This is a genomic window from Sphingobacterium sp. HSC-15S19, assembly GCF_050433745.1.
GTDB lineage: Bacteria > Bacteroidota > Bacteroidia > Sphingobacteriales > Sphingobacteriaceae > Sphingobacterium > Sphingobacterium siyangense.
This window is the reverse complement of the sequence record NZ_JBNPWQ010000010.1, coordinates 176734-198840: the sequence shown is the minus strand read 5'-3', so window position 1 is coordinate 198840 and position 22107 is coordinate 176734. Positions and strand designations below refer to the sequence as shown.

Sequence of the window (22107 nt, the reverse complement as noted above, 5' to 3'; positions counted from 1 at the left end):
CTGCATTCCTTATTGCCAAAAATGCTGCACCGTTAGTGCCATTTTTGCTGCACTCTAAATTGCCAAAAGTTGTGTATTCTGATTTACCGATTACAATTGTAGATCCACGCATTTTCTTCGGCATTAAAACAGACCTTATCCGCACCTATCTTGGTTTCATCGACCTGTTATTACAATCGGAAAAAAGTACGGAAATTCTCCCTATCATCGAACAGGCACTTCCCCTAACTGAGAAAGAAAAGAATCGCATAAAACAGATTGTAACCCTTGCTGCAAGCCCTGAAAACGCTTCTTCCAAACCGAAAAAATAAGGCCTTTTTATTTAATGACTTTTAGATGTCAATAAATAAAATTAAAAGTATCACTTTTGCCTAACACTGTTAAATTATTTACACATTAGCATGGGTAGTAAAGAACGCATACAACGGCTCAAAGATGAAAATAGAACCAATATTCTAGATGCTGCGCTCCAAATCGTCAAAGAAGAAGGATGGCAAGCCCTGAGTATGCGCAAAATTGCAGATATCATTGAATATACTGCCCCCATGATATACGAGTATTTCGCCAATAAAGATGCCATTTTGATGGAACTTGCCAACCAAGGCTATCTCCTGCTTGCCAAAAAAGTAAAGCAAGCCAAATCAACTGAAACCGATCTGGAGAAGCAATTGGAAGCAATGTGGTTTAGCTATTGGGATTTCGCCTTCGAAGAACGGGAATTATATCAGTTAATGTTCGGTGTGGGAACTGCCTGTTGTGGATTTGAAAAAACGTATAAATGTGCAGAATCCCATGGGAAATTGATAAGTGATGTCATCCGTGAAATCATGAAAGAGAAAAATCCATCCGAAGAATTGATCTGTAGAAAGTATTTCACCTACTGGTCTATTATACATGGATTGATTTCGATCAATCTGGTAAACCAAGGTAATGGCGAAAATACCAATCAAGAAGTATTAAAGGATGCTATTTACGGCATCACACGCTCCCTGACTGACTAAATTTTTTTACAGCAAAAAATACAACGTTAAAAAATCTAACACCGTTAAATACACCAAAACTTCAATTTTTAATATCACATGAAAACAAATTTATCACCAAGTCTTAAAAAGATTTACGTTCCAGCACTTAACAGTGTTAAACGAATTAATATCGTAAAGACAGCATATGTGTTGAGTGCAATCTTTCTATACAGTTGCTCAACCGGAACAAGTAAACCCATTGATCCACCACCAGTTAACCTTCCGGTCGTTACCATCGAGAACGGTAACGAGACCGTTTACCAGGAATATCCAGCGACTATTGAAGCTTCCGCCAATATTGAGATCAGACCTCAGGTAGAGGGAATTTTGGAAAACATCTATGTCGATGAAGGAGCCAAAGTAACTAAAGGTCAAGCACTTTTCAAGATAAACGACCGCCCCTATCAGGAACAATTAAACCAAGCGAAGGCAAATTTACTGGCAGCAAAAGCTAGTCTGGAAAATGCGGAGTTAGAAGTCGAAAAGAAAACAAAGCTGGTGAATACCAAAGTACTGACAGACTTCCAGCTAAAAACAGCTATTAGCGAACGTAATGCCGCTAAAGCAAACGTACAATTGGCGCTATCGGCCGTTGAAACTGCAAAAATCAATGTCGGATATACGCTAATACGGGCTTCAGCCGAAGGATACATCGGTAGATTACAGCGCAAGCAAGGGAGTTTGGTTGGTCCTACAGACGCACAACCACTTACCGCATTGTCAAATGTAAGAGATCTTCATGTTTATTTCTCACTGGGAGAAAATGACTTTATCGCATTCAAAAACAATACAGAAGGGAGCAACTTACAACAAAAGCTTCACAACCTCCCTCCGATCAGCCTAGTTCTTTCGGATCAGACAATTTATGATCAGAAAGGAAAAATAGATATGGTGGACGGGCAGTTTGATAAAAATACCGGTGCGATTACACTTCGTGCAACGTTCAACAATCCGGAGGGAGTTTTACGCAATGGAAATACGGGGCGTGTAAGACTACAGAAGAAGTATGAACAAGCATTATTGGTACCGCAGCTTGCTACCCTTGAAATGCAGGATAAAATCTTCGTTTATACCGTTGGTAAAGAAAATAAAGTTGTTCAACAGCCTATTACTGTCATTGGAAAAAGTGGTGCAAACTACCTGGTAAGTAAAGGACTGAATGCGGGAGATCGAATTGTCTACAAAGGCATTGACTTGCTTCAGGATGGTCAGAAAATTACACCACAAGCCTTATCAAGAGATAGCATCAATTCATTATAATATTAGAAAATCACATGCTTAAGAAATTTATAGAAAGACCTGTACTTGCTACCGTTATCTCCATATTACTTGTCATATTGGGGGTGATTGGTATCCTCAAACTGCCATTGCAGCAGTTTCCCGATATTGCACCGCCCGCAGTGCAAGTAACGGCATTATATCCTGGGGCAAATGCCGAAACCGTCCTTCGTGCCGTAGCCCCCTCACTCGAAGAGTCAATCAACGGTGTTGAAAATATGAGCTACATGAGCTCTACCGCCAGTAACGACGGTTCGTTAATGATTACGGTATATTTTAAACTTGGTACAGACCCTGACCAAGCTGCTGTAAACGTCCAAAATCGTGTGGCTCAGGCAACCAGCCAATTGCCAGCTGAGGTTGTACAAGCCGGGATCACCACCGCAAAACAGCAAAACAGCTTGATCATGGTATTGGATCTTTATACGGAAGATCAGAGTAAATACGATCAGACCTTTATTACCAATTACGCCCAGATCAATATCATTCCTGAACTGAAGCGGATACCCGGCGTGGGACAAGCATTGGCATTTGGTGGTAGTAAAGACTACTCCATGCGTGTATGGCTCAATCCAAATCAAATGGCGACCTATAAATTAACGCCTGAGGAAGTAATGGCCGCCATCCAAGATAAAAACGTCGAAGCTGCTCCGGGTAAATTCGGAGAGAGCAGCCGTGAAGCTTTTGAATTTGTAATCAAATATAAAGGTAAACTCAACCAGCCAAGTGATTACGAAAATATTATTATCCGCTCCAATACAGACGGTTCTGTATTAAAACTCAAAGACGTCGCTCGTGTCGAACTGGGATCTTATACCTATGCGAGTCATACGCGCATCAACGGTAAAGCAGGATTGAATATTGGGGTCATGCAGCTTGCAGGTTCGAATGCAAATGAAATTCAGATTGCCATTCAAAAATTCATGGAGAAAGCCTCTTTAAGCTTTCCAAAAGGTGTCAAATATCTCGTTTTATACAACACAAAAGATGCACTTGATCAATCCATTGACCAAGTAAAACATACACTAGTTGAAGCATTTATACTGGTATTTTTAGTTGTCTTTCTATTCCTTCAAGATTTTAGATCGACATTGATACCAGCGATTGCGGTACCGGTAGCCATCGTGGGAACATTTTTCTTCATGCAGCTCTTCGGCTTTTCAATCAACCTACTGACTTTGTTTGCTCTGGTACTAGCCATTGGGATTGTCGTCGATGACGCGATTGTGGTTGTGGAGGCTGTTCATGCCAAGATGGAGCATGAAAATCTCCCGCCTAAGCTTGCTACGACATCTGCCATGAGTGAGATCACAGGCGCCATCATCTCGATTACATTGGTGATGTCTGCCGTATTCCTTCCCATCGGCTTTATGGAAGGTTCAACCGGGGTATTTTATAGACAATTTGCTTTCACCTTGGCGATTGCAATCGTTATTTCAGCAATCAATGCCTTGACACTAAGCCCTGCGTTATGTGCGCTCTTCTTAAAACCAACGCATCATGGTCATGCTGATGCCAAGAAACTTAATTTCAAAGAGCGTTTCTTCGCTGGATTCAATGTCGGATTTGATCGGTTGACGAAGAATTATTTAGGTAGTTTACGCTTCTTGATCCGTTATAAGTGGGTTGCATTTGCAGGATTGGGAATTACCCTACTTTTGACTGTATTTATGATCCGTAAAACACCTACTGGATTCATCCCATCAGAGGATCAAGGATTCATTGCTGTATCCTTATCTATGCCAGCAGGTGCTTCTTTGGATCGTACCTCTGGAGCATTAGCCGAAGCAGAGAAGCAACTTCAACATGCTGATTTTACCAAAACTTTAAATGTACTTGCTGGTTTCAATATTTTGACACAATCCACAAGTCCATCAGCAGGTGTTGCATTTATCCTCCTTAAACCACATGAAGAACGTGGTAAGATAAAAGACATCAATGCTATTATGGCCGATGTCAATCAGCGATTGGCAAATATCAAAGGCGCAAATTTCTTTGTCTTTACCTTCCCTACTGTCCCAGGATTCAGTAACGTGGATGGTCTGGATATGGTACTGCAGGACCGGACCGGTGGACAACTCGGAAAATTCAGTGGCATAGGCCAAAAGTTTATTGGCGAATTGATGAAACGTCCAGAAATTATGATGGCTTTCACAACCTTTAAAGCGGATTATCCACAATATGAACTCCAGGTAGATGATATCAAAGCAGAACAACTTGGCGTAAGCACAAAAAGCATTTTACAGACTATGCAAGCCTATTTTGGTAGTGCCCAAGCCTCAGATTTTAATCGTTTTGGAAAGTATTATCGTGTGATGGTTCAAGCTGATGCCAAGGATAGAAGTGAACCAACTTCAATGGACGGTATTTTTGTAAAAAACAGATTGGGAGACATGGTTCCCATCAATACATTAGTCAAATTAGAACGTGTATATGGTCCGGAAACTGCATCTCGTTACAACTTATTTAATTCGATTGGAATAAATGCGATACCAAAACCAGGATATAGTTCTGGAGATGCTATCCGTGCGGTTGAAGAAGTTGCAAAACAACAATTGCCGACCGGATTTACTTATGAGTTCTCAGGTATGACTAAAGAAGAAATTGTCTCCGGAGGCCAATCCACATTGATTTTTATTCTCTGTCTGATATTCGTTTATTTTCTGCTTGCGGCACAATATGAAAGCTATATCATTCCATTGGCGGTTATTCTCTCCATTCCTACAGGTATATTTGGGGTCTTCGCAGCAATTAGCTTCACTGATATTGCCAACAACATCTATGTACAAGTTGCACTCGTTATGTTGATTGGATTATTGGCCAAAAATGCCATTCTGATCGTAGAATTTGCCATCCAAGGGCGTAAACAGGGACTATCAATTCCTAGTGCCGCACTTAAAGCAGCGAGATTACGTTTGAGACCTATTATTATGACTTCTTTAGCTTTTATCGTTGGTATGATTCCAATGATGACAGCGGTAGGTCCATCAGCGCAAGGAAATCACTCAATCAGTATTGCCGCTGCGGGCGGGATGTTCACTGGAGTAGTTTTAGGACTCTTTATTATCCCTATTCTCTTTATTTTCTTCCAATTTATCCAAGAGAAAATAGGAGGTTCTCCAAAGCAAAAACAACATGAAAACAATGCCGTTTCGTTGGAAATACCCGTGCATACAAACAATTAGTATATCATGACAGCATTTAAATATATGAATAGTAAATCAAAATTACTGACGGTTTTCATCTTATCCTTTGTCGCATGGTCTTGCAAAACAGATAAGTTGGTCAGCAATCAACACCTTGCCCCCAACTTACCCGAACAGTACCGCGACCAGGCTAAAGCTCCGCAGGAAACTAGCATAGGTTCTATTCCATGGCGTGATTTTTTTAAGGATCAAGTCTTACAAACCTTGATCGATAGTGCTATACAACATAACTTAGATATGCAACTGGCACTAAAAAATATAGAAGCGTCTCAACTGAGCCTGAAACAAGCAAAAGCAAACTATCTTCCCACGGCCCAACTACAGATCCGCGGAAATAGTACCAACCCATCCAATAATAGTATGAATGGATTGAGCCTGGGGCAGTTTTTAGGCCAACACCATGTGGAAGATTATACGGCATCCTTAGGTTTATCCTGGGAGGCCGACATATGGGGTAAAATCAAAAACCAAAATATCGCTGCTTTAGCTTCCTATCTACAGACAGAAGAAGCGAAAAAAGTAATTCAAACCCAATTAATTGCACAAGTTGCACAAGGTTATTATCAACTACTGATGCTTTATCAATTGCGTGATATCGCCAAACAAAACTTGCAATTGAGCGATACAACTTTACGCATTGTCCAGCAACAATATGAAGTTGGTGACATTACGCTGCTTGCGTTGGAACAGGTCGATGCGCAGCGATTGTCTGCAGCTGCCTTGATCCCAGACTTTGAACAACAGATCCGTATTCAGGAAAATGCCATTCAGATTCTTAGCGGAAAACTCCCGCAGGAAATTAAAATAGGGGAGAAATTGTCGAATATTCAATTCCCCGAAGAATTAGCAACTGGCGTCCCAGCCGATTTGTTAAGTCATCGTCCGGATGTAAAACAAGCTGAACTGGCTATTACAGCTTCACAAGCTTATCAACAATACGCAAAGGCACGCATGTATCCTTCCTTGGTTATTAGCGCCGAAGCAGGAGTAAATGCATTCAAGGCAAGCAATTGGTTCAACTTACCGGCTTCATTATTTGGGGCAATTACAGGAAGTATTACGCAGCCAATTTTACAGCGGAAGGAATTGAAAACTCAATATGAACTGGCACGTGTCGAACAAGAAAAGAACGTACTGATCTTCAAGCAAAAAGTAATCTCAGCAGCTGGAGAAGTTTCCGATGCTTTAATTTCAATTCAAAAATTGAAAGAAAAACAAAAGATTACTTCGGATAGAACGACGCGTCTAAAGGAAGCAACGAAGCACGCCAATCTTTTATTTGAAACAGGAATGGCCACTTACTTGGAAGTAATTACAGCACAAAGCAATATCTTGCAAAGTGAGCTCGAACTTGCTCAGGTAAAAAAAGCGGAGCTTTCTGCAGTTGTTGACCTGTATCGTTCATTAGGTGGTGGATGGAGCAACAACTAATGCTATAAAAAAAGCAATTTTCTAATTTTATTATACATATCTGGTAGATGGGGGGCTTTAGGGTCCCCTGTTTTATTTTTATCCGAAGGGCATTCTACCATCACCTTTAATTTGTTTCCATGTAAAGCATACTTCAAAGCAAATTAAAAGCAAGCTTTTTCTTTTGTTTAACCTTCTTCTACAACGCGATCTCATTCAATTTATAAATCCTTCAAACCTTGGAATAAAAGAGACAAACGCAGCTGAAACAATGCGATTATTTTTGTGACATCATATAAATTTTATAAAATGAGAGATTTAAAAAAAATTGCATTAGCGGTATGTATCGCCTTAAGCACATTAGTAGCGATGAGCTGCAGTAAAGATGACGAAACTGTTGTTGAACCACAGCTTACACCAAGCGAAATATTGGCCAGTACACCCTGGGAAACAACAAACGCAAAGAATAATAAAGGAGAAAGTGTAGTGTTAACAGATGCGAATGTGTCAAATTTTGTAGGATTTGCTTATTTCAAATCTGACGGTACATTTACAATGTTCAATCTTGACAATTCTCCCAAAATGCACGGCGACTGGACCGTATCTGCAGATGGTAAAACGAGAACAATTGTTGCTAAAAATGCTGCTGGTGAAACATTGTTTACTCGTGTGGTTGATATTACTGTATTAACGAAGAAAGAATTCACGTATAGAGTTTATCCAAACGCGAATGACAAAACAATCTATTTCGATATTATCCATACACCAACAACGCATCAAGAGCCAAAATAATTTACACGATAACACATCGAAAAAATAGTTACTTCAGTAAAACAGAAAGGCTTGACGAAACGATGTCAAGCCTTTCTGTTTATAGCTAAAAACGAGCCCCTTAACCAGAGTCATTCTTTTACACTGTTATATCAACAGATCACAAAAAAAACAATAACAACAAGATTTACAATCCATTAAAAAAAACAGAACATCCGAATTTCATAAAAAATTATATTCTGATATGCCAAGGCAAGATAATCTATCGGCCTTCGTCAATATACGTCTGAGTACATCAAATTGATATTTCAGTCGGGGCTTTATACGCTTCAGCAGAAATTTGTCGTCCAATACTAAAAGGAATTACGAAATTTGCATAGATTTCACCGATACATATAAGTTAAAAGAATGCAGGATATAGCGATCTATAAAAACGATAAGACTCTAATTAGTACAAATAAAAAAAGGCTGATATTTACCTTTCTGTCCTTTCTGCTTATTTATCTCGTCGCCTATATTATTGATCCTTTCTCGAGTTGCTGGGATGGCTATTTTAAACGGAATATGTTCGAAATACTCGGTGAATGGACATTTACGATCATTTACAGCTTTATCATTTCCGAATTTAGTATCATTGTCCATGACAAGCTTAATAAGTTCTTAACTTGGAAAGATAGTCCGACAGAGCGACTTCTACTTGAAACCGTCATCAACCTTTTTGCAGTACTCTTTATCAATTTACTGCTGGAGTACCTGATTTCAAAATATTATTTTGGACCTCAAAATGTTACTATAGCCCCATCTTTGGAGGAAAAAAGGGGGATGATTCAAAACATTACAATCAGTGTATTGATTGCGCTCATGATAATGGGGATCAATATTGGTAGTCATTTGATCACTAACTGGAAAAATGAGTCCATGCGTGCGGCAAAGCTCGATCAGGTCATTCTTGAAACAGAACTTCAATCGTTAAAATTACAGATCGACCCCCATTTTGTCTTTAATAACCTGAGCGTGCTCTCAGAAATCATCCTCGAAGACCAACAATTAGGCTATGAATATGCAGAAAACTTCTCCAAAATATATCGCTACCTTCTTGTCAATTCCAAAAAGGACATTATCTCACTCGACGAAGAACTCAACTTTCTAAATTCATACATATTTCTCATCAAAAACCGATTTGGCGATGGCGTAAACTTCGAAATAAACGTCAATCCCGCCAAACGCAATTGCCAATTACCTCCCCTTACCTTACAATTATTGGTAGAAAATGCATTAAAGCATAATCAGACAAATAAGAAAAAACCGCTGAAAATAAAGGTATACACCAACTCCCAGAATCAACTTGTTGTTGAAAATATATTAATCCCTATTGAGAATGTATCCGAATCATCGGGAATCGGGATTTCAAACATCATTAAGAGATACGATTTGCTATCCAACTTAAAACTGCAAATAAAGAATGATGGCAAAACATTTAACGTTATCCTCCCACTTTTAGCGCAAGCATAATGAATATAACCAAAGTATTAATCATCGAGGACGAAAAACTCAATGCCGATCGTTTAAAACGACTTTTGAAGGAAATAAAGCCATCCATCGTTATTTTAGATGTGCTGGATAATATCGCTGATAGCATCAACTGGTTCAATGGCAATGAACTTCCCGACCTCGTGATGATGGATATTCGTCTATCCGATGGTTTAAGCTTTGAAATATTAGAGACTATAAAAATAGATTGCCCAATCATATTTACAACAGCATTTGACGAATACGCTGTGAGGGCCTTTAAATTCAATAGCATAGATTATTTGCTTAAGCCTGTAGAAAAAACAGAGCTGGAAAACGCCATCCAAAAACTTGACTATCAAAAAGATCTCCAGATCAACCAACAACCGCTTCAAGGTTTATTGGATTTTATCTATCCGAAAGATTTTCGCTCACGCTTTCTAATTCCATTCAAAGACGGCTATAAAACCGTTCTTGTTGAAGAGATATTATACTTCTACTCCGAATTTAAACTTACCCATGCGCAACTCAAATGTGGCACTGTCGAAATTGTCCCTCAAACAATGGAAGAACTCGAACAGCAATTAAATCCAAAAGTATTTTTTCGCGCCAACAGGCAATTCATTGTGCATATAGATGCGATCAAAAGATTACATAACCACTTCAACGGAAAACTAAAAATAGAAATTAAAAATAACGATCAAGTGGAAATCCTTGTGAGCAGAGAAAAGGCTCAACTGCTAAAAAATTGGTTAGACTATTAATATTAAAACTGATCCGCTTACTCCTTTTTTCGTCAGAAAGGTAAAGTAAGTTTTTCGCGATGAAGAAGGGGATGTCAATCGGTAAGACCAATATCTCCAACACAATTGGATCGGATCATTTAATATCGTAAAATTCAGATCATCACTGATACGTTTCAGTAAGCAATTGTAACGTCTCGGTAGATTTCTTTGCCTTATGGCTTAAAAGAATTCTTTTCTTTGTTTCATTATAAAATGATAAAATGGCACAAAGAACGATGACTTTAAAACCTTTCCTTACACTTATTACAGCAGCAGCATTATTATCGTCCTGTGGAGGCAACCAAGAACAACCGCAAGAGCAGGCAGTTACTGTTGACTTTATCGAATTATCTCCTACCCACGCGGAGACCGAAAAAAAATATCCTGGTACATTAGAGGGGACCGTCAACGTCGATGTCAAAGCGCAGGTAACGGGGTATCTCGAGCAGATTTATGTCAAAGAAGGAGACTATGTATCCCAGGGTCAACCCCTTTTCAAAATAAAAGCTGATGTCTACAACGAACAAGTAAACAACAGCAAGGCAGCTTACCAAGCTGCTTTATCGGCAGAACAAAACGCGAAATTGGAGATTGAAAAAATCAAACCACTTGTTGAGGGTAAAGTGTATACCGAATTACAGTTAAAAACTGCAGAGGCCAATTATGCCGCAGCTAAAGCGCAGGTAGCGCAAGCACAAGCTGCACTCGGTTCATCTCAAATAAATGCCAAATTTACGTTGATAAATGCGCCAGTGAGTGGTTATATCGGCCGTATTCCTAATCGGATCGGAAATTTAATTACCGCAGCAGATGCGACACCTTTAACAACGCTATCTGAAATCAATACCGTAAATGTATATTTTTCATTGAGTGAGGCCGATTTTATAGCCTTTATCAAAGATCATAATAACAAAACATCCAATCAACAAGCAACGCTATTACTGGCTGATGGAACAGCATACAACCATTCGGGGAAAGTAGAGTTAGCCAGTGGTAACATCGACAGAACAACAGGAAGCATGGCACTTAAAGCAAGTTTCATCAATCCCGAAAAAATTCTCCGTTCGGGTGGCTCAGCAAAAGTAATCTTGAAAAAAGCGCATGAAAACGTATTGTTGGTACCTATGGCCGCTGTCAAGGATATTCAAGACCGCTATTTCGTTTATGTTATTGGTGAGAAAAATAAAATTTCCATGAAACAGATTGAAATTGCAGGAAATACAGCTAACGCCTACTTACTTAAATCGGGACTCACAGCTGGTGAAAAAATCGTTATGAATAGAATTGATATGCTTAATGATGGAATGCAAGTTCAACCGACTAAAAAATCCACCATGTAACAAGGATAGCAGGTATAGCAAAAGCTGAACTGCTCAAAGAATGGCAACAAGGCTATACATTCAGTATTCACTTTTGAAAAAAAAACGGTACTAAAAGCTTTATAAAATTTAAACTAAAATGTTAAAGAAATTTATTGACAGGCCAGTTTTGGCAACTGTTATATCTATCATATTTGTCATACTGGGGGTCATCGGTCTTTTTAGGTTGCCTCAAACGCGATTCCCGGATATCGCCCCGCCCACGGTTCAAGTTACCGGAAGCTATCCCGGAGGAAATAGCGAAACAGTATTGAGGTCAGTTGTTACACCCCTTGAAGAGCAAATCAATGGTGTGGAGGACATGGAGTACATTACATCTACTGCAAGTAATGACGGTACATTCTCTGTACGCATTGTCTTTAAAGCAGGTGTAAATCCAGATCAGGCAGCCGTAAATGTGCAAAACAGAGTACAACAGGCTACTCCTATCCTGCCACAGGAAGTTGTCCGAATGGGATTAACGACCTCCAAGCAACAAAATAGTATGATCATGATATTTAATATCTATACAGAAGATAATAAAAAATATGATGAACTATTTTTACAGAATTATGTGAACATCAACTTGATACCACAGATCAAGCGTGTACCTGGCGTTGGTCAGGCTATGGTATTCGGTTCCAAAGACTATTCGATGCGTGTATGGTTGAATCCGCAAAAAATGGCGAGTTATGGACTTGTGCCACAAGAAGTCATTGCTGCAATTTCCAAACAAAGTTTGGAATCTGCACCTGGAAAATTAGGGGAAGAATCAAAAGCACCACTAGAATATGTCATACGCTATAAAGGGAAAAAGAACCTTCCTGAACAGTATGAAAACATTATCGTCAAAAACAATAACGTTCAGATTGTACGCTTAAAGGATGTGGCACGTATCGAGTTTGGCTCGATCAGTTATAGTGGTAATTCGCAAAATAACGGCCTCAATACCGTTACCATTGGTATATTCCAGACATCAGGCTCCAACGCCAATGAAATTGAAATCGGAATCGACAAACAGATTGAAATAGCGCAACGCTCTTTCCCTCCTGGGATCAAGATTTTTAAATTGATCAGTACCAAAGAACGCTTGGATGAAAGTACGGCACAAGTACGTTCGACATTGATTGAAGCCTTCATTTTGGTTTTCCTCGTTGTATTTTTGTTCCTGCAGGATATACGGTCGACTATTATTCCAGCAATCGCAGTTCCAGTAGCTATCGTAGGTACTTTTTTCTTCCTGCTGGTGTTTGGCTTTACCATCAATATATTGACGTTATTTGCCTTAGTACTCGCCATTGGTATCGTTGTCGATGATGCAATTGTCGTTGTCGAAGCAGTACATGGAAAAATGGAGACTTCCAACTTAACCGGCAAGCAGGCTACCCATAGTGCCATGAGTGAAATCACAGGGGCTGTAATCTCCATTACCTTGGTTATGTGTGCAGTTTTTATTCCCATTGGATTTATGACAGGTTCATCGGGCATGTTTTATAAACAGTTTGCCTATACCCTTGTTATCGCCATTGTGATCTCTGCGATCAATGCCTTGACTTTAACACCAGCACTCTGCGCATTATTGCTTAAAAATACGCACGCCGAAAATCACGATGGGCAGACCCCAAAAACAGGATTTTCTCAACGTTTTTTCAAAGCGTTTAACGCTGGCTTCGAAAACATGACCAACCGATACGTTGGTTCATTAAAATTCCTGGCAAAGAAAAAATGGATTTCGGCACTTTTGATCCTGGCTACAATTGGCGTTGCTGGATACCTCATGACAAGCACTTCCAAAAGTTTTGTACCAATGGAGGATGATAACTTTGTTGTATACAGTTTGGAAATGCCCCCAGGAACAGGACTTGATCGAACCACAAAAGCAGTAGAAAAAATCGAAAAACTACTTGCCGATATCCCTTCTATTGAAAGCCATACAAGTATTACTGGATTCAATATGATCGGTAACAACTCCAGCGCAGCCTATGCAACAGGATTTATACGCCTGAAAGATAAAAAGAAACGTGGTGAGATGAACGATATCGATCAGATTCACCAAGTGATCTCGCAAAAATTATCCAGTGTCAAAGAAGGTAACGCAATGGCCTTTCGTTCCCCTCCTGTTGATGGTTATGGTATGATGAATGGCGCGGAACTCGTTTTGCAGGACAGAGCTGGTAAATCGCCGGTAGAGCTCAAAGCAATGTCCGACTCCGTTATTGCGCAGATTATGAAACAACCAGGGGTGCAGTTTGCTTATACCATGTTCAGAGCAGATTATCCACAGATGGAGTTAGAAGTAGATGAAGACAAAGCTGCCCAACTTGGCGTAGATGTCAGTGAAATGCTTTCGTCCGTTCAAACTTACTTTGCGGGTGACCAATCATTGAATTTCAATCGTTTCGGTAAATTCTATCGGATAGCAGTTAAAGCGGATGGCATCTATAGAACCGATAAAGAAGCCTTCAACGAAATATTTGTCAAGAATAATCTTGGCCAAATGGTTCCGGTGAACACTTTGGTTACACTTCGTAAAGTTTATGGTCCTGAGTCGGTAACACGTTATAATTTATACAATTCACTCACGATAAACGTGGTTAGTACGCCTGGTATCAGTAATGGTGCGATCATGGAAACATTGGAGAAAAATGTATTGACTAAGTTACCAGGAGACTATAGCTACGAATGGACGGGACTTAGCTTGGAAGAGAAGTCTTCGGGCAATCAGACCGTACTTATCCTAGCATTAAGCTTGCTATTTGTATACTTCTTACTATCAGCACAGTATGAAAGTTATTTATTGCCCCTTGCCGTCCTGTTATCAATCCCAACAGGTATGATCGGCTCTTTCCTAGGAACACGTGCCATTGGGTTGGACAACAATATCTACGTCCAGGTCGGCTTGATCATGCTCATCGGTCTTTTGGCAAAAAATGCCATTTTGATTGTTGAATTTGCTTTACAGCGGAGAAGAGCAGGCTCCTCACTCATTGATTCGGCTTTAGAAGGTGCAAGAGCTCGTCTACGCCCAATCTTGATGACTTCATTGGCTTTCATTGCGGGTATGGTCCCCTTGATGTTTGCGACCGGCGGAACGGCTACAGGTAACCATTCCATCAGTACCGGAGCAGCAATGGGTATGTTAAGCGGTGTTATCCTTGGGGTAATTATTATACCATTACTGTACCTTGTGTTCCAATATTTGCAAGAAAAAGTTTCGGGTAAAAAGCTTACGGACAATACAGTACACAATACAAACGATTAAAATGAAAAAATTTCATCACTATACAACAATTTTCGCAAGCACTACCCTGTTGTTGTCCGCATGCAGCGTGGGGAAAAAATATACACGTCAGGAGATAGCAATGCCCGAAAATTTCAAAAACAGCGAGGTTGTCTTGACGTCTGATACGCTACAGCTATCCTGGCGTAACTTTGTACAGGATCCCTTGTTGACTTCACTCATTGAGAAGGCATTATCCAACAATACAGACGTCAATGTTGCACTCCTCAACATGCAACAATTGGAACTCGCTTACAAGCAGTCTAAGAAAGGGTTATTGCCAACAGCTGATTTAAGCATTGGAGCGAATAGAACCTGGTTATCGAGCAACTCATTGAATGGCTCGCTCAGTGACCAATTTATCGGGACACCTTATATGGACGATTATAGTGCCACGCTCAGATTATCTTGGGAAGCCGATATCTGGGGAAAGGTAAAAATGCAAAAAGAGGAATCTATGGCCAATTTTTTTGGCCAAAAGGAAAATTTATCGGCTCTGAAAACCCGGGTTATTGTACAGGTCATCCAGTCCTATTATAATCTGATTGCTTTGGATGAGCAGCTTAAGATTGCACAAAGAAATGTTCAATTGAGCGACAGCACACTGAATATGATACGTTTGCAATACAACTCATCACTGGTCAGTTCGCTTGCCGTGGAGCAAGCCGAAGCTCAGAAGAAAACTGCTGAATTGTTGATTCCCCTAGCCCATCAAAACATGGCTGTAGAAGAAAATGCACTGAGCATTCTTTGCGGCGGTTTCCCCCAGGGCATTCAACGTACAGCAAGTTTAGATGATACGATTGTTGGAGACGGACTTGCTACAGGGGTGCCGGCCGAACTCTTGAGCCGCAGACCAGATGTCAGAGCAGCTGAATACGCGGTTGTGGCTGCCACAAGCAGAATGGGACTCGCCAAAGCGGCGATGTACCCTTCCATAAGCTTGACACCATCCATTGGTACAAACTCCATTCAATTTAACAAATGGTTTGATCTACCGGGTTCGATTGTGAAAACAATAGCGGGGAATATTGCACAGCCAATTTTCCAGAAAGGTGCTTTAAAAACAAACTATGAGATATCAGTCATCGAACGCGAAAAGATAGCATTGCAGTTTAAACAGTCGGTTATGGTTGCAGTTTCAGAAGTTTCGGATGCCTTGGCAAAAATCAAACATACGGAACAGCGCCTGCAACTTATCCATGCCAAATCAAATGCCCTCGCCAAAGCCACCGCTGATGCAGCCTTACTTTATAAAAGTGGGATGGCAAACTATTTGGAAGTGATAACTGCCCAAAACAATGCGCTCCAAAATGATTTGGAACGTATTACAGTAAAACGGGAAAAGCTCAACGCAGCTATAGATCTTTATCGTGCACTGGGTGGCGGAACAGATACTTTACCGCCAAATACGCCATAGAATCACAAAATAAAGGCAACTGACTAAATATATGCCCCTAGAACCAAAGACTTTCTAGGGGCTTTTTCATTCCTTTTTTGCAGCTGCGCCCAAAATTTCCTATCTTCGGGTAAATACAAATATGATGAATAGAACGAGTTGTCTTCCCCCTCCAATAGCGTAATATTTTTTCTCTATATTACTGAAGCCCAATACCAGAAATGGACCGATTTGCTGTGCTTCTTATTTACGATCAATTTTATGATTTAACACCTTTCGTCCTTAATGGACGGAACCGGAAGACAATTTCTTATGAAACATTCATATTTCATGCTGCACCTTGCTGTGCTGTGCCTGGGACTATCTGGTGTATTTGGAAAAGTGATTTCACTCAACGAGGGGATACTCACATGGTACCGTGTATTTTTAGCTGCCGTTATCCTATTTTTTATTCTAAAATGGTATAAAATACCTACAGATTTTACTTTCAAAGAGAAACTGCATATTGCAAAAAATGGGCTACTATTGACAGCATCCTGGCTATTATTCTATGCTAGCATCAAATATTCAAACATTTCCATCGGCGTGATCTGCTACTGTATGGCAAGTTTTTTCACCGCTATTTTTGCACCGATGATCAATAAAACGAAATTCAGATTGTCTGAACTTCTGTTGAGTGGACTTACGTTGTGTGGGATAGCACTGATATTTCACTTCGATACCTCACACCAGCTTGGCATAGTCTTAGGGATAATTTCTCCGGCTTTTGCCTCACTCTATGCGGTTCACAATGAAAAATTGACCAAAAAGTACAATGCAATATGCATTAACTATTATCAAATGATCGGTGGAACAATAGGGCTGGCATGTCTACTTCCTTTTTACATTCAGCACTATCCAATCAGCACTTTCATTCCCAATGCCCTGGATATTTTCTATCTGATCATCTTATCTTTATGTTGCACTGTGGGAGTCTATCTCGCATTTACAGAAATCTTAAAGAAGATATCAGCATTTACATTGAACTTAAGCTTAAATCTTGAGCCAGTATATGCTATTTTGATTGCATTTTTACTTCTTAATGAAGCAAGAGAATTAAACCTATCCTTCTATGTTGGACTGTTTTTGGTTGTTTCATCTGTGTTATTGCAGTATTGGATCAGTAGTAAAAAGAGCGCTTAACAACCTCCATTCATTTCCCAGTCTAACGAAGATTGGGAAATGAATATTGTTTCCTCCTTGTGCCAAGCAGGTAGCCCCGATAAACAGGTAGTCCCGAAAAAAACATGTTGAAAAGAAAAATGTGTGTCATTTTCAACAAAGCCTTATATTTATGAAACGGTTCGGGTTTTAATTCCAAAACCGGCACAACCGGTCAAGCAATTTATTATATATACATTAAATAGATAGTTCCGTTATGAGCAATAGCAGTACAGAAAACAAATTTGTCAACCAGCAGATCCAATACCTTGAGTTTGTATCAAGCGACCTTGAACGTGCCAAAGCATTCTACTCAACGAGTTTCGGTTGGGAGTTTACGGATTACGGGCCAGCATATACGGCTTTTGGCGGAAAATATGTTGATGGTGGTTTTACACTTGGTGACCCCAGAAATGGCAGTATTCTCGTCGTAATCTATGCCGACGATCTGCAGGCTACGCGTGATCAGGTTATCCGTGCTGGCGGGACTATATTAAAAGATATTTTTAGCTTTCCCGGAGGAAAAAGATTTCAGTTCCAGGATCCTGACGGATATGAATTGGCCGTATGGACTGTTGAATAAAAGTTGAATACAGTATATACTCAAATACAAAGCCCCCATATTTTTCTCATATGGGGGCTTTGTATTTTAAGATCAGGCTCTTTTAGCTTTCTGATAGTTTTTATTTTTATTCCTATTGAAACGCTTCTTCTTATGCTGTGGATTCTTTTTGGCAGGATTGTAAGTAGGTCCCGCTTCAAACCCCTCTGGCAATGGAAGTTGTTCAATCGGATAACCTATTAAATTCTCAATCTGAGCGAAACGGTTTTGGTCTTTCTCATTGACAAAGGTAATGGCTGTTCCTGTAGTTGCTGCCCGCGCAGTACGTCCAATACGGTGTACGTAGTCTTCCGGATCCGGTGGAACATCGTAATTAACGACCAAACTGATCCCCACCACATCGATACCGCGAGATATCACATCTGTCCCTACCAGTACCCGTACCTGACGAGACCGGAATCTGGCCATGATATCTTCCCGTTTCGACTGCTCGAGATCCGAATGGAAACCCTCCGCATCAATCCCCTGCTTCTGTAATTCCTGAGCGAGAAGTTTGACTGTAGTTTTTTGGGATGCAAAAATAATAACAGATACATAGTTGGGATCCTTCAGTATATTCTTCAGAAGCTCCATTTTCTGTTGATCATAGGCAAGATATACACGTTGATCTATCCCTTCCGAAGGTTTAGAAATGGCAATATTGACTTCCACAGGCTCTTGCAGAATTTTTCGGGCAAAAGACCTGATCTTCATCGGCATCGTCGCCGAAAACAAAAGCATCTGCTTTTTCTTCGGTAGATAACTTACAATACGTAAAATATCGTCTTGAAATCCCATATCCAGCATACTATCGGCTTCATCCAAAACAAAGTGCTTTAAATGAGAGAGATCAATCTTCATGGAGGTAAGATGGCTTATCAACCTTCCCGGCGTAGCAACAATAATATTTACCCCCTCTCGTATGGCCCGTTTTTGCTGTTCATACCCCATACCATCACCACCACCATAAATGGCTATGGATGTTGCACCCGTATAATAAGACATGCCCATAATCTGCTGGTCAATTTGCATAGCAAGTTCCCGGGTCGGAACAAGGATAATAGCGAGGATAGATTCCCTTGAATTCCGTGCTATTGCATCGAGGATCGGCAACATATAAGCTGCTGTTTTACCTGTACCTGTCTGTGCACAGGCAATCATATCTTTTCCCTCTTTAATAATCGGGATGGTCTGTTCTTGGATCGGCGTAGCCTCCTCAAACATCATACTTTCTAAACCTTCTTCCAAAGCTGGAACAAAGCCAAATTCATCAAATCTCAACGTATTGTTTTTATTGTTGTGCCCTAAATTACTAAATCTAATTCATAAAAGTCTAAAATTAATACCTATAGCTCGTTATCCGCTTTCAAATAGATGTCCAGATCGGATTAATCCATGAGAGAATCAGAAATGAATTTGACCAAAAACAATTGTCCTACACATTCCTGTAAGCCAAGCATACGACTGCTATCTATTCAAAATCTAATCAATAACCTCTGTTTTCTTTGCGGCTGACACTGCGCTCAAAACGACATAGCCTAGCAAGCCAGCGCATAAAGAAGCGATCAGAACCGCGAACTTTGCTTCTTCAATCAGCATGCTATCATCAAAAGATAGTATCGAGATGAAGATCGACATCGTGAAACCGATTCCCCCCAACAAACCTACACCAAAAATCTGTTTCCAGCCAGCCCCTTCCGGTAATTGCGCAATCTTCAATTTTTTAGCAATAAAACAGATCAAAAATATCCCAATTGATTTACCAGCGATTAGGCCAAGGATAATACCGATCCCCAATTTTGAAGTCAAACCACCAATCATTTCCCCATGGATTGGAATAAGCGTATTCGCAAATGCAAACAAAGGAATGATAATGAAATTGACAGGTTTGGTCAATAGATGCTCAAGTTTCTCCAAGGGAGATTCTTCCGCATCCGGTGTTGTCGGCAGCGTCATGGCCACCAGCACGCCAGCTATTGTTGCATGAATACCCGAGTGGTGAACAAAGTACCAAATAAATAGTCCCGGAATCAGGTAAGCCCATATTGCTTTAACGCCCAATTTATTTAACACGATCAAAAACAGAAATATACCTAAAGCAATAAATAAATAGGTCGCATGAATTCCATTGCTATAAAAGATCGCAATAACCAATATGGCAAGTAGGTCGTCAACAATCGCTAACGCAGCCAAAAAGATCTTAAGACTGGCAGGTACCTTATTTCCCAGAAGCGTGATAACTGCTAAAGCAAATGCAATATCCGTTGCCATAGGGATTCCCCAGCCGTTTGCAGTATCGGTGCCCTGATTTAATGCAAAATAAATGATGGCAGGCAAAAGCGCCCCACCAACCGCAGCCAAAATGGGCAGAATTGCTTTACTTGGCGATGAGAGTTCACCTTCTACAATTTCACGTTTTATCTCGAGCCCCACCAGTAAAAAGAAAATCGCCATCAAGCCATCGTTGAGCCACAACAACCAGGAATATTTTAAATGAATATGACCGCTCTCAAAGCCTACTTCCCGGTTCAGAAATTCCATTACACTGGCATACAATGATGTATTTGCTACGATCAATGCCAGAATAACACAGGAAAAAAGTATAATTCCGCCAGCAAAGCTGGATTTTAAGAATTCTTTAAAGACAGTTAAATTGATAAGTTTTGACATGATTTGAATATCTAAAAACGCTTACAAAGGTTCACAAGATACGATTTTTAGGACCATTTACCGAATTCCCTAAACAATATCCGGAGCTATATCCAATGTAAAAAAGCTGAATTAGCTGTGTTTTATCAGTGGTAAAGCTCCTCTCCTATCCTTTTATTTTTCGAACCTAACGAATCAAATGTGAGAAACAGACATTATACCTTAAAATTTCATAAAAATCTAACTTATTTTTTACCGAATTAATTTGACTTTGTTGCAAAAAATACTTAGCTTGCTACTATAGTTAATAAACCGTTTATTATGTGCAAGAAGTGGATTTTCATGGTGCTTCTTTTCGTAGCAAATTTTACATATGCGCAGACGACAGAGGATAAAACCCAACATTCAGGTTCCCATTACATTATTTTAGCAATCATCGCTATCATTGTCATTGTTTATATATTATACAGGAGGCAAAAGAGGAAATTTAATGAATAAGGGAGATCAGTAGATCTCCCTTATTCATTAAATTTCCTTCCACATCCCCTTCACTTCCCATCAAACTTTCAATGACTCAACATATTAATCACGAATCGGTTCATTCGTTTGTGCTAATCGTTGCGCCCCCGTATTTGCCGGACAGGCAATATCATCTGTTGCATCGTATACAAGCTTCTTACCATTCAACTTTGTAATCAATTCTTGAGGGACATACACCTGAACTTTAGTAACCGCATAACCACTTGGATAATAACGAACATAATAACCATCAGGATGAAGCGTCCAAATACCACTTGGCACGTCCGTACGAGGCTCAGCCATACCAGCTAAGATCGCATATTGTTCAAAATCAGCGTACGAATAGTTTCCTGAGGAAACGAGCTGGCGAATATTATTTTCTGCTTCAAAGATTGTCTGTACTGCCGGTGGCATCTGGTCTTTTGCCTTTTGGACAACGTCAAATGGCAAAACGCCGAGTGCACCACCTTCCAAATGCAAAATTTGTTCAGCTGTAAGCAATTTTAAGGCTGTTTCTTTCACCGGACCCGAATAATCAATAAATTTTGTCTTCGCAATGATCGTCCACAATAGCATCTGTATATCTGATTGTGCAACTTCAGGATGCTTTTCAGCGCTTTTCAAAATTGCAATGACCACGTCTCTCTTCTTGCCCAATGTAGGTGCATACATATATCCATCACCTTTCGAAGGCGCATAAGTACCCGCTTTCAAGCAATAGCTCTTATTGGTCATTTCAAAATGTCCAGCCTCCAATAAGTAACCATCATTGCCATTCTTTTGCAAATTTTCTAAAGGTTTATAAACAGCCGTATTTTGAAAATCGGGCATTTGCTCCCCCTTCCTATTTACATCTTCAAAACTTGTACTAATCGCTTCGGGCTCTTTTAAAAGTTTATCCAGCCCAAGTACCTTGCTTCCCTTGGAAGCAACGGCTTTGCTTGCCTTATCCAATAGCCCTCCAAATTGAGCCGAGGCTCCTTGGATATTAAATAAAAAAGCAACTGCAAGTATAACGACACCCGTTATTCTATTTCTTTTCATAATTGATTTCATTTCAGCTCTTGTCCACAAAAAAGAAGCCAATTTAAATCACCAACACAATATTTATAATTTATTA

15 protein-coding genes and 1 pseudogene are annotated in these 22107 nt (G+C 40.0%); 13 read left to right on the top strand and 3 right to left on the bottom strand.

The window, feature by feature from the left end; genetic code table 11:
• The 13 genes and pseudogenes from L1283_RS10695 to L1283_RS10635 all read left to right on the top strand — a co-directional run.
• Positions 1-311: pseudogene (locus tag L1283_RS10695) on the top strand (hypothetical protein); the annotation flags it as partial.
• Between the two features lie 90 nt (positions 312-401).
• A complete protein-coding gene (locus tag L1283_RS10690) occupies positions 402-1001 on the top strand; it encodes a TetR/AcrR family transcriptional regulator (RefSeq protein ID WP_088162102.1) in 600 nt (199 codons plus the stop codon).
• A gap of 78 nt (positions 1002-1079) precedes the next feature.
• Positions 1080-2282 carry an efflux RND transporter periplasmic adaptor subunit gene (locus L1283_RS10685; protein WP_088162103.1) on the top strand — a complete coding sequence of 401 codons (1203 nt, stop codon included), beginning with the start codon at positions 1080-1082 and terminating at the stop codon, positions 2280-2282.
• 14 nt (positions 2283-2296) lie between these two features.
• Positions 2297-5485 (top strand): efflux RND transporter permease subunit, encoded by a 3189-nt coding sequence (locus L1283_RS10680; protein ID WP_088162104.1) that lies wholly within the window; start codon positions 2297-2299, stop codon positions 5483-5485.
• 24 nt (positions 5486-5509) lie between these two features.
• Entirely contained in the window at positions 5510-6937 is a 1428-nt protein-coding gene (locus L1283_RS10675) for an efflux transporter outer membrane subunit (RefSeq protein WP_088162105.1), read from the top strand.
• A 288-nt stretch (positions 6938-7225) separates the two neighbouring features.
• Complete coding sequence (locus tag L1283_RS10670) at positions 7226-7708, top strand: DUF4822 domain-containing protein (protein WP_075993253.1); 483 nt, start codon at positions 7226-7228, stop codon at positions 7706-7708.
• 387 nt (positions 7709-8095) lie between these two features.
• A complete protein-coding gene (locus L1283_RS10665) occupies positions 8096-9199 on the top strand; it encodes a sensor histidine kinase (protein WP_088162106.1) in 1104 nt (367 codons plus the stop codon).
• Positions 9199-9960, top strand: a complete 762-nt coding sequence (locus L1283_RS10660) for a LytR/AlgR family response regulator transcription factor (protein WP_075993255.1) — start codon at positions 9199-9201, stop codon at positions 9958-9960. The genes L1283_RS10665 and L1283_RS10660 overlap by 1 nt, the downstream gene beginning before the upstream one ends.
• 242 nt (positions 9961-10202) lie before the next feature.
• Positions 10203-11321 (top strand): efflux RND transporter periplasmic adaptor subunit, encoded by a 1119-nt coding sequence (locus L1283_RS10655; RefSeq protein WP_088162107.1) that lies wholly within the window; start codon positions 10203-10205, stop codon positions 11319-11321.
• Positions 11322-11439: 118 nt separating this feature from the next.
• Positions 11440-14601, top strand: coding sequence for an efflux RND transporter permease subunit (locus L1283_RS10650; protein WP_088162108.1), 3162 nt, complete (start codon positions 11440-11442; stop codon positions 14599-14601).
• Between the two features lies 1 nt (position 14602).
• Positions 14603-16039 (top strand): efflux transporter outer membrane subunit, encoded by a 1437-nt coding sequence (locus L1283_RS10645; protein WP_088162109.1) that lies wholly within the window; start codon positions 14603-14605, stop codon positions 16037-16039.
• Between the two features lie 291 nt (positions 16040-16330).
• On the top strand, positions 16331-17200 hold the full coding sequence (locus L1283_RS10640) for a DMT family transporter (RefSeq protein WP_115045744.1): 870 nt from the start codon (positions 16331-16333) through the stop codon (positions 17198-17200).
• 235 nt (positions 17201-17435) lie between these two features.
• A complete protein-coding gene (locus L1283_RS10635; protein WP_046674543.1) occupies positions 17436-17801 on the top strand; it encodes a VOC family protein in 366 nt (121 codons plus the stop codon).
• Positions 17802-17873: 72 nt separating this feature from the next.
• On the opposite strand, the gene L1283_RS10630 is transcribed toward L1283_RS10635, so the two are convergent.
• The 3 genes from L1283_RS10630 to L1283_RS10620 form a co-directional block, all read right to left on the bottom strand.
• Positions 17874-19100 carry a DEAD/DEAH box helicase gene (locus L1283_RS10630; RefSeq protein ID WP_046674542.1) on the bottom strand — a complete coding sequence of 409 codons (1227 nt, stop codon included), beginning with the start codon at positions 19098-19100 and terminating at the stop codon, positions 17874-17876.
• 201 nt (positions 19101-19301) lie between these two features.
• The gene (nhaA, locus tag L1283_RS10625) at positions 19302-20489 is read right to left on the bottom strand and encodes a Na+/H+ antiporter NhaA (protein WP_088162110.1); all 1188 of its coding nucleotides are present in this window, start codon (positions 20487-20489) and stop codon (positions 19302-19304) included.
• Positions 20490-21050: 561 nt separating this feature from the next.
• Entirely contained in the window at positions 21051-22031 is a 981-nt protein-coding gene (locus tag L1283_RS10620) for a hypothetical protein (RefSeq protein WP_157698517.1), read from the bottom strand.
• Between the last annotated feature and the right edge of the window lie 76 nt (positions 22032-22107).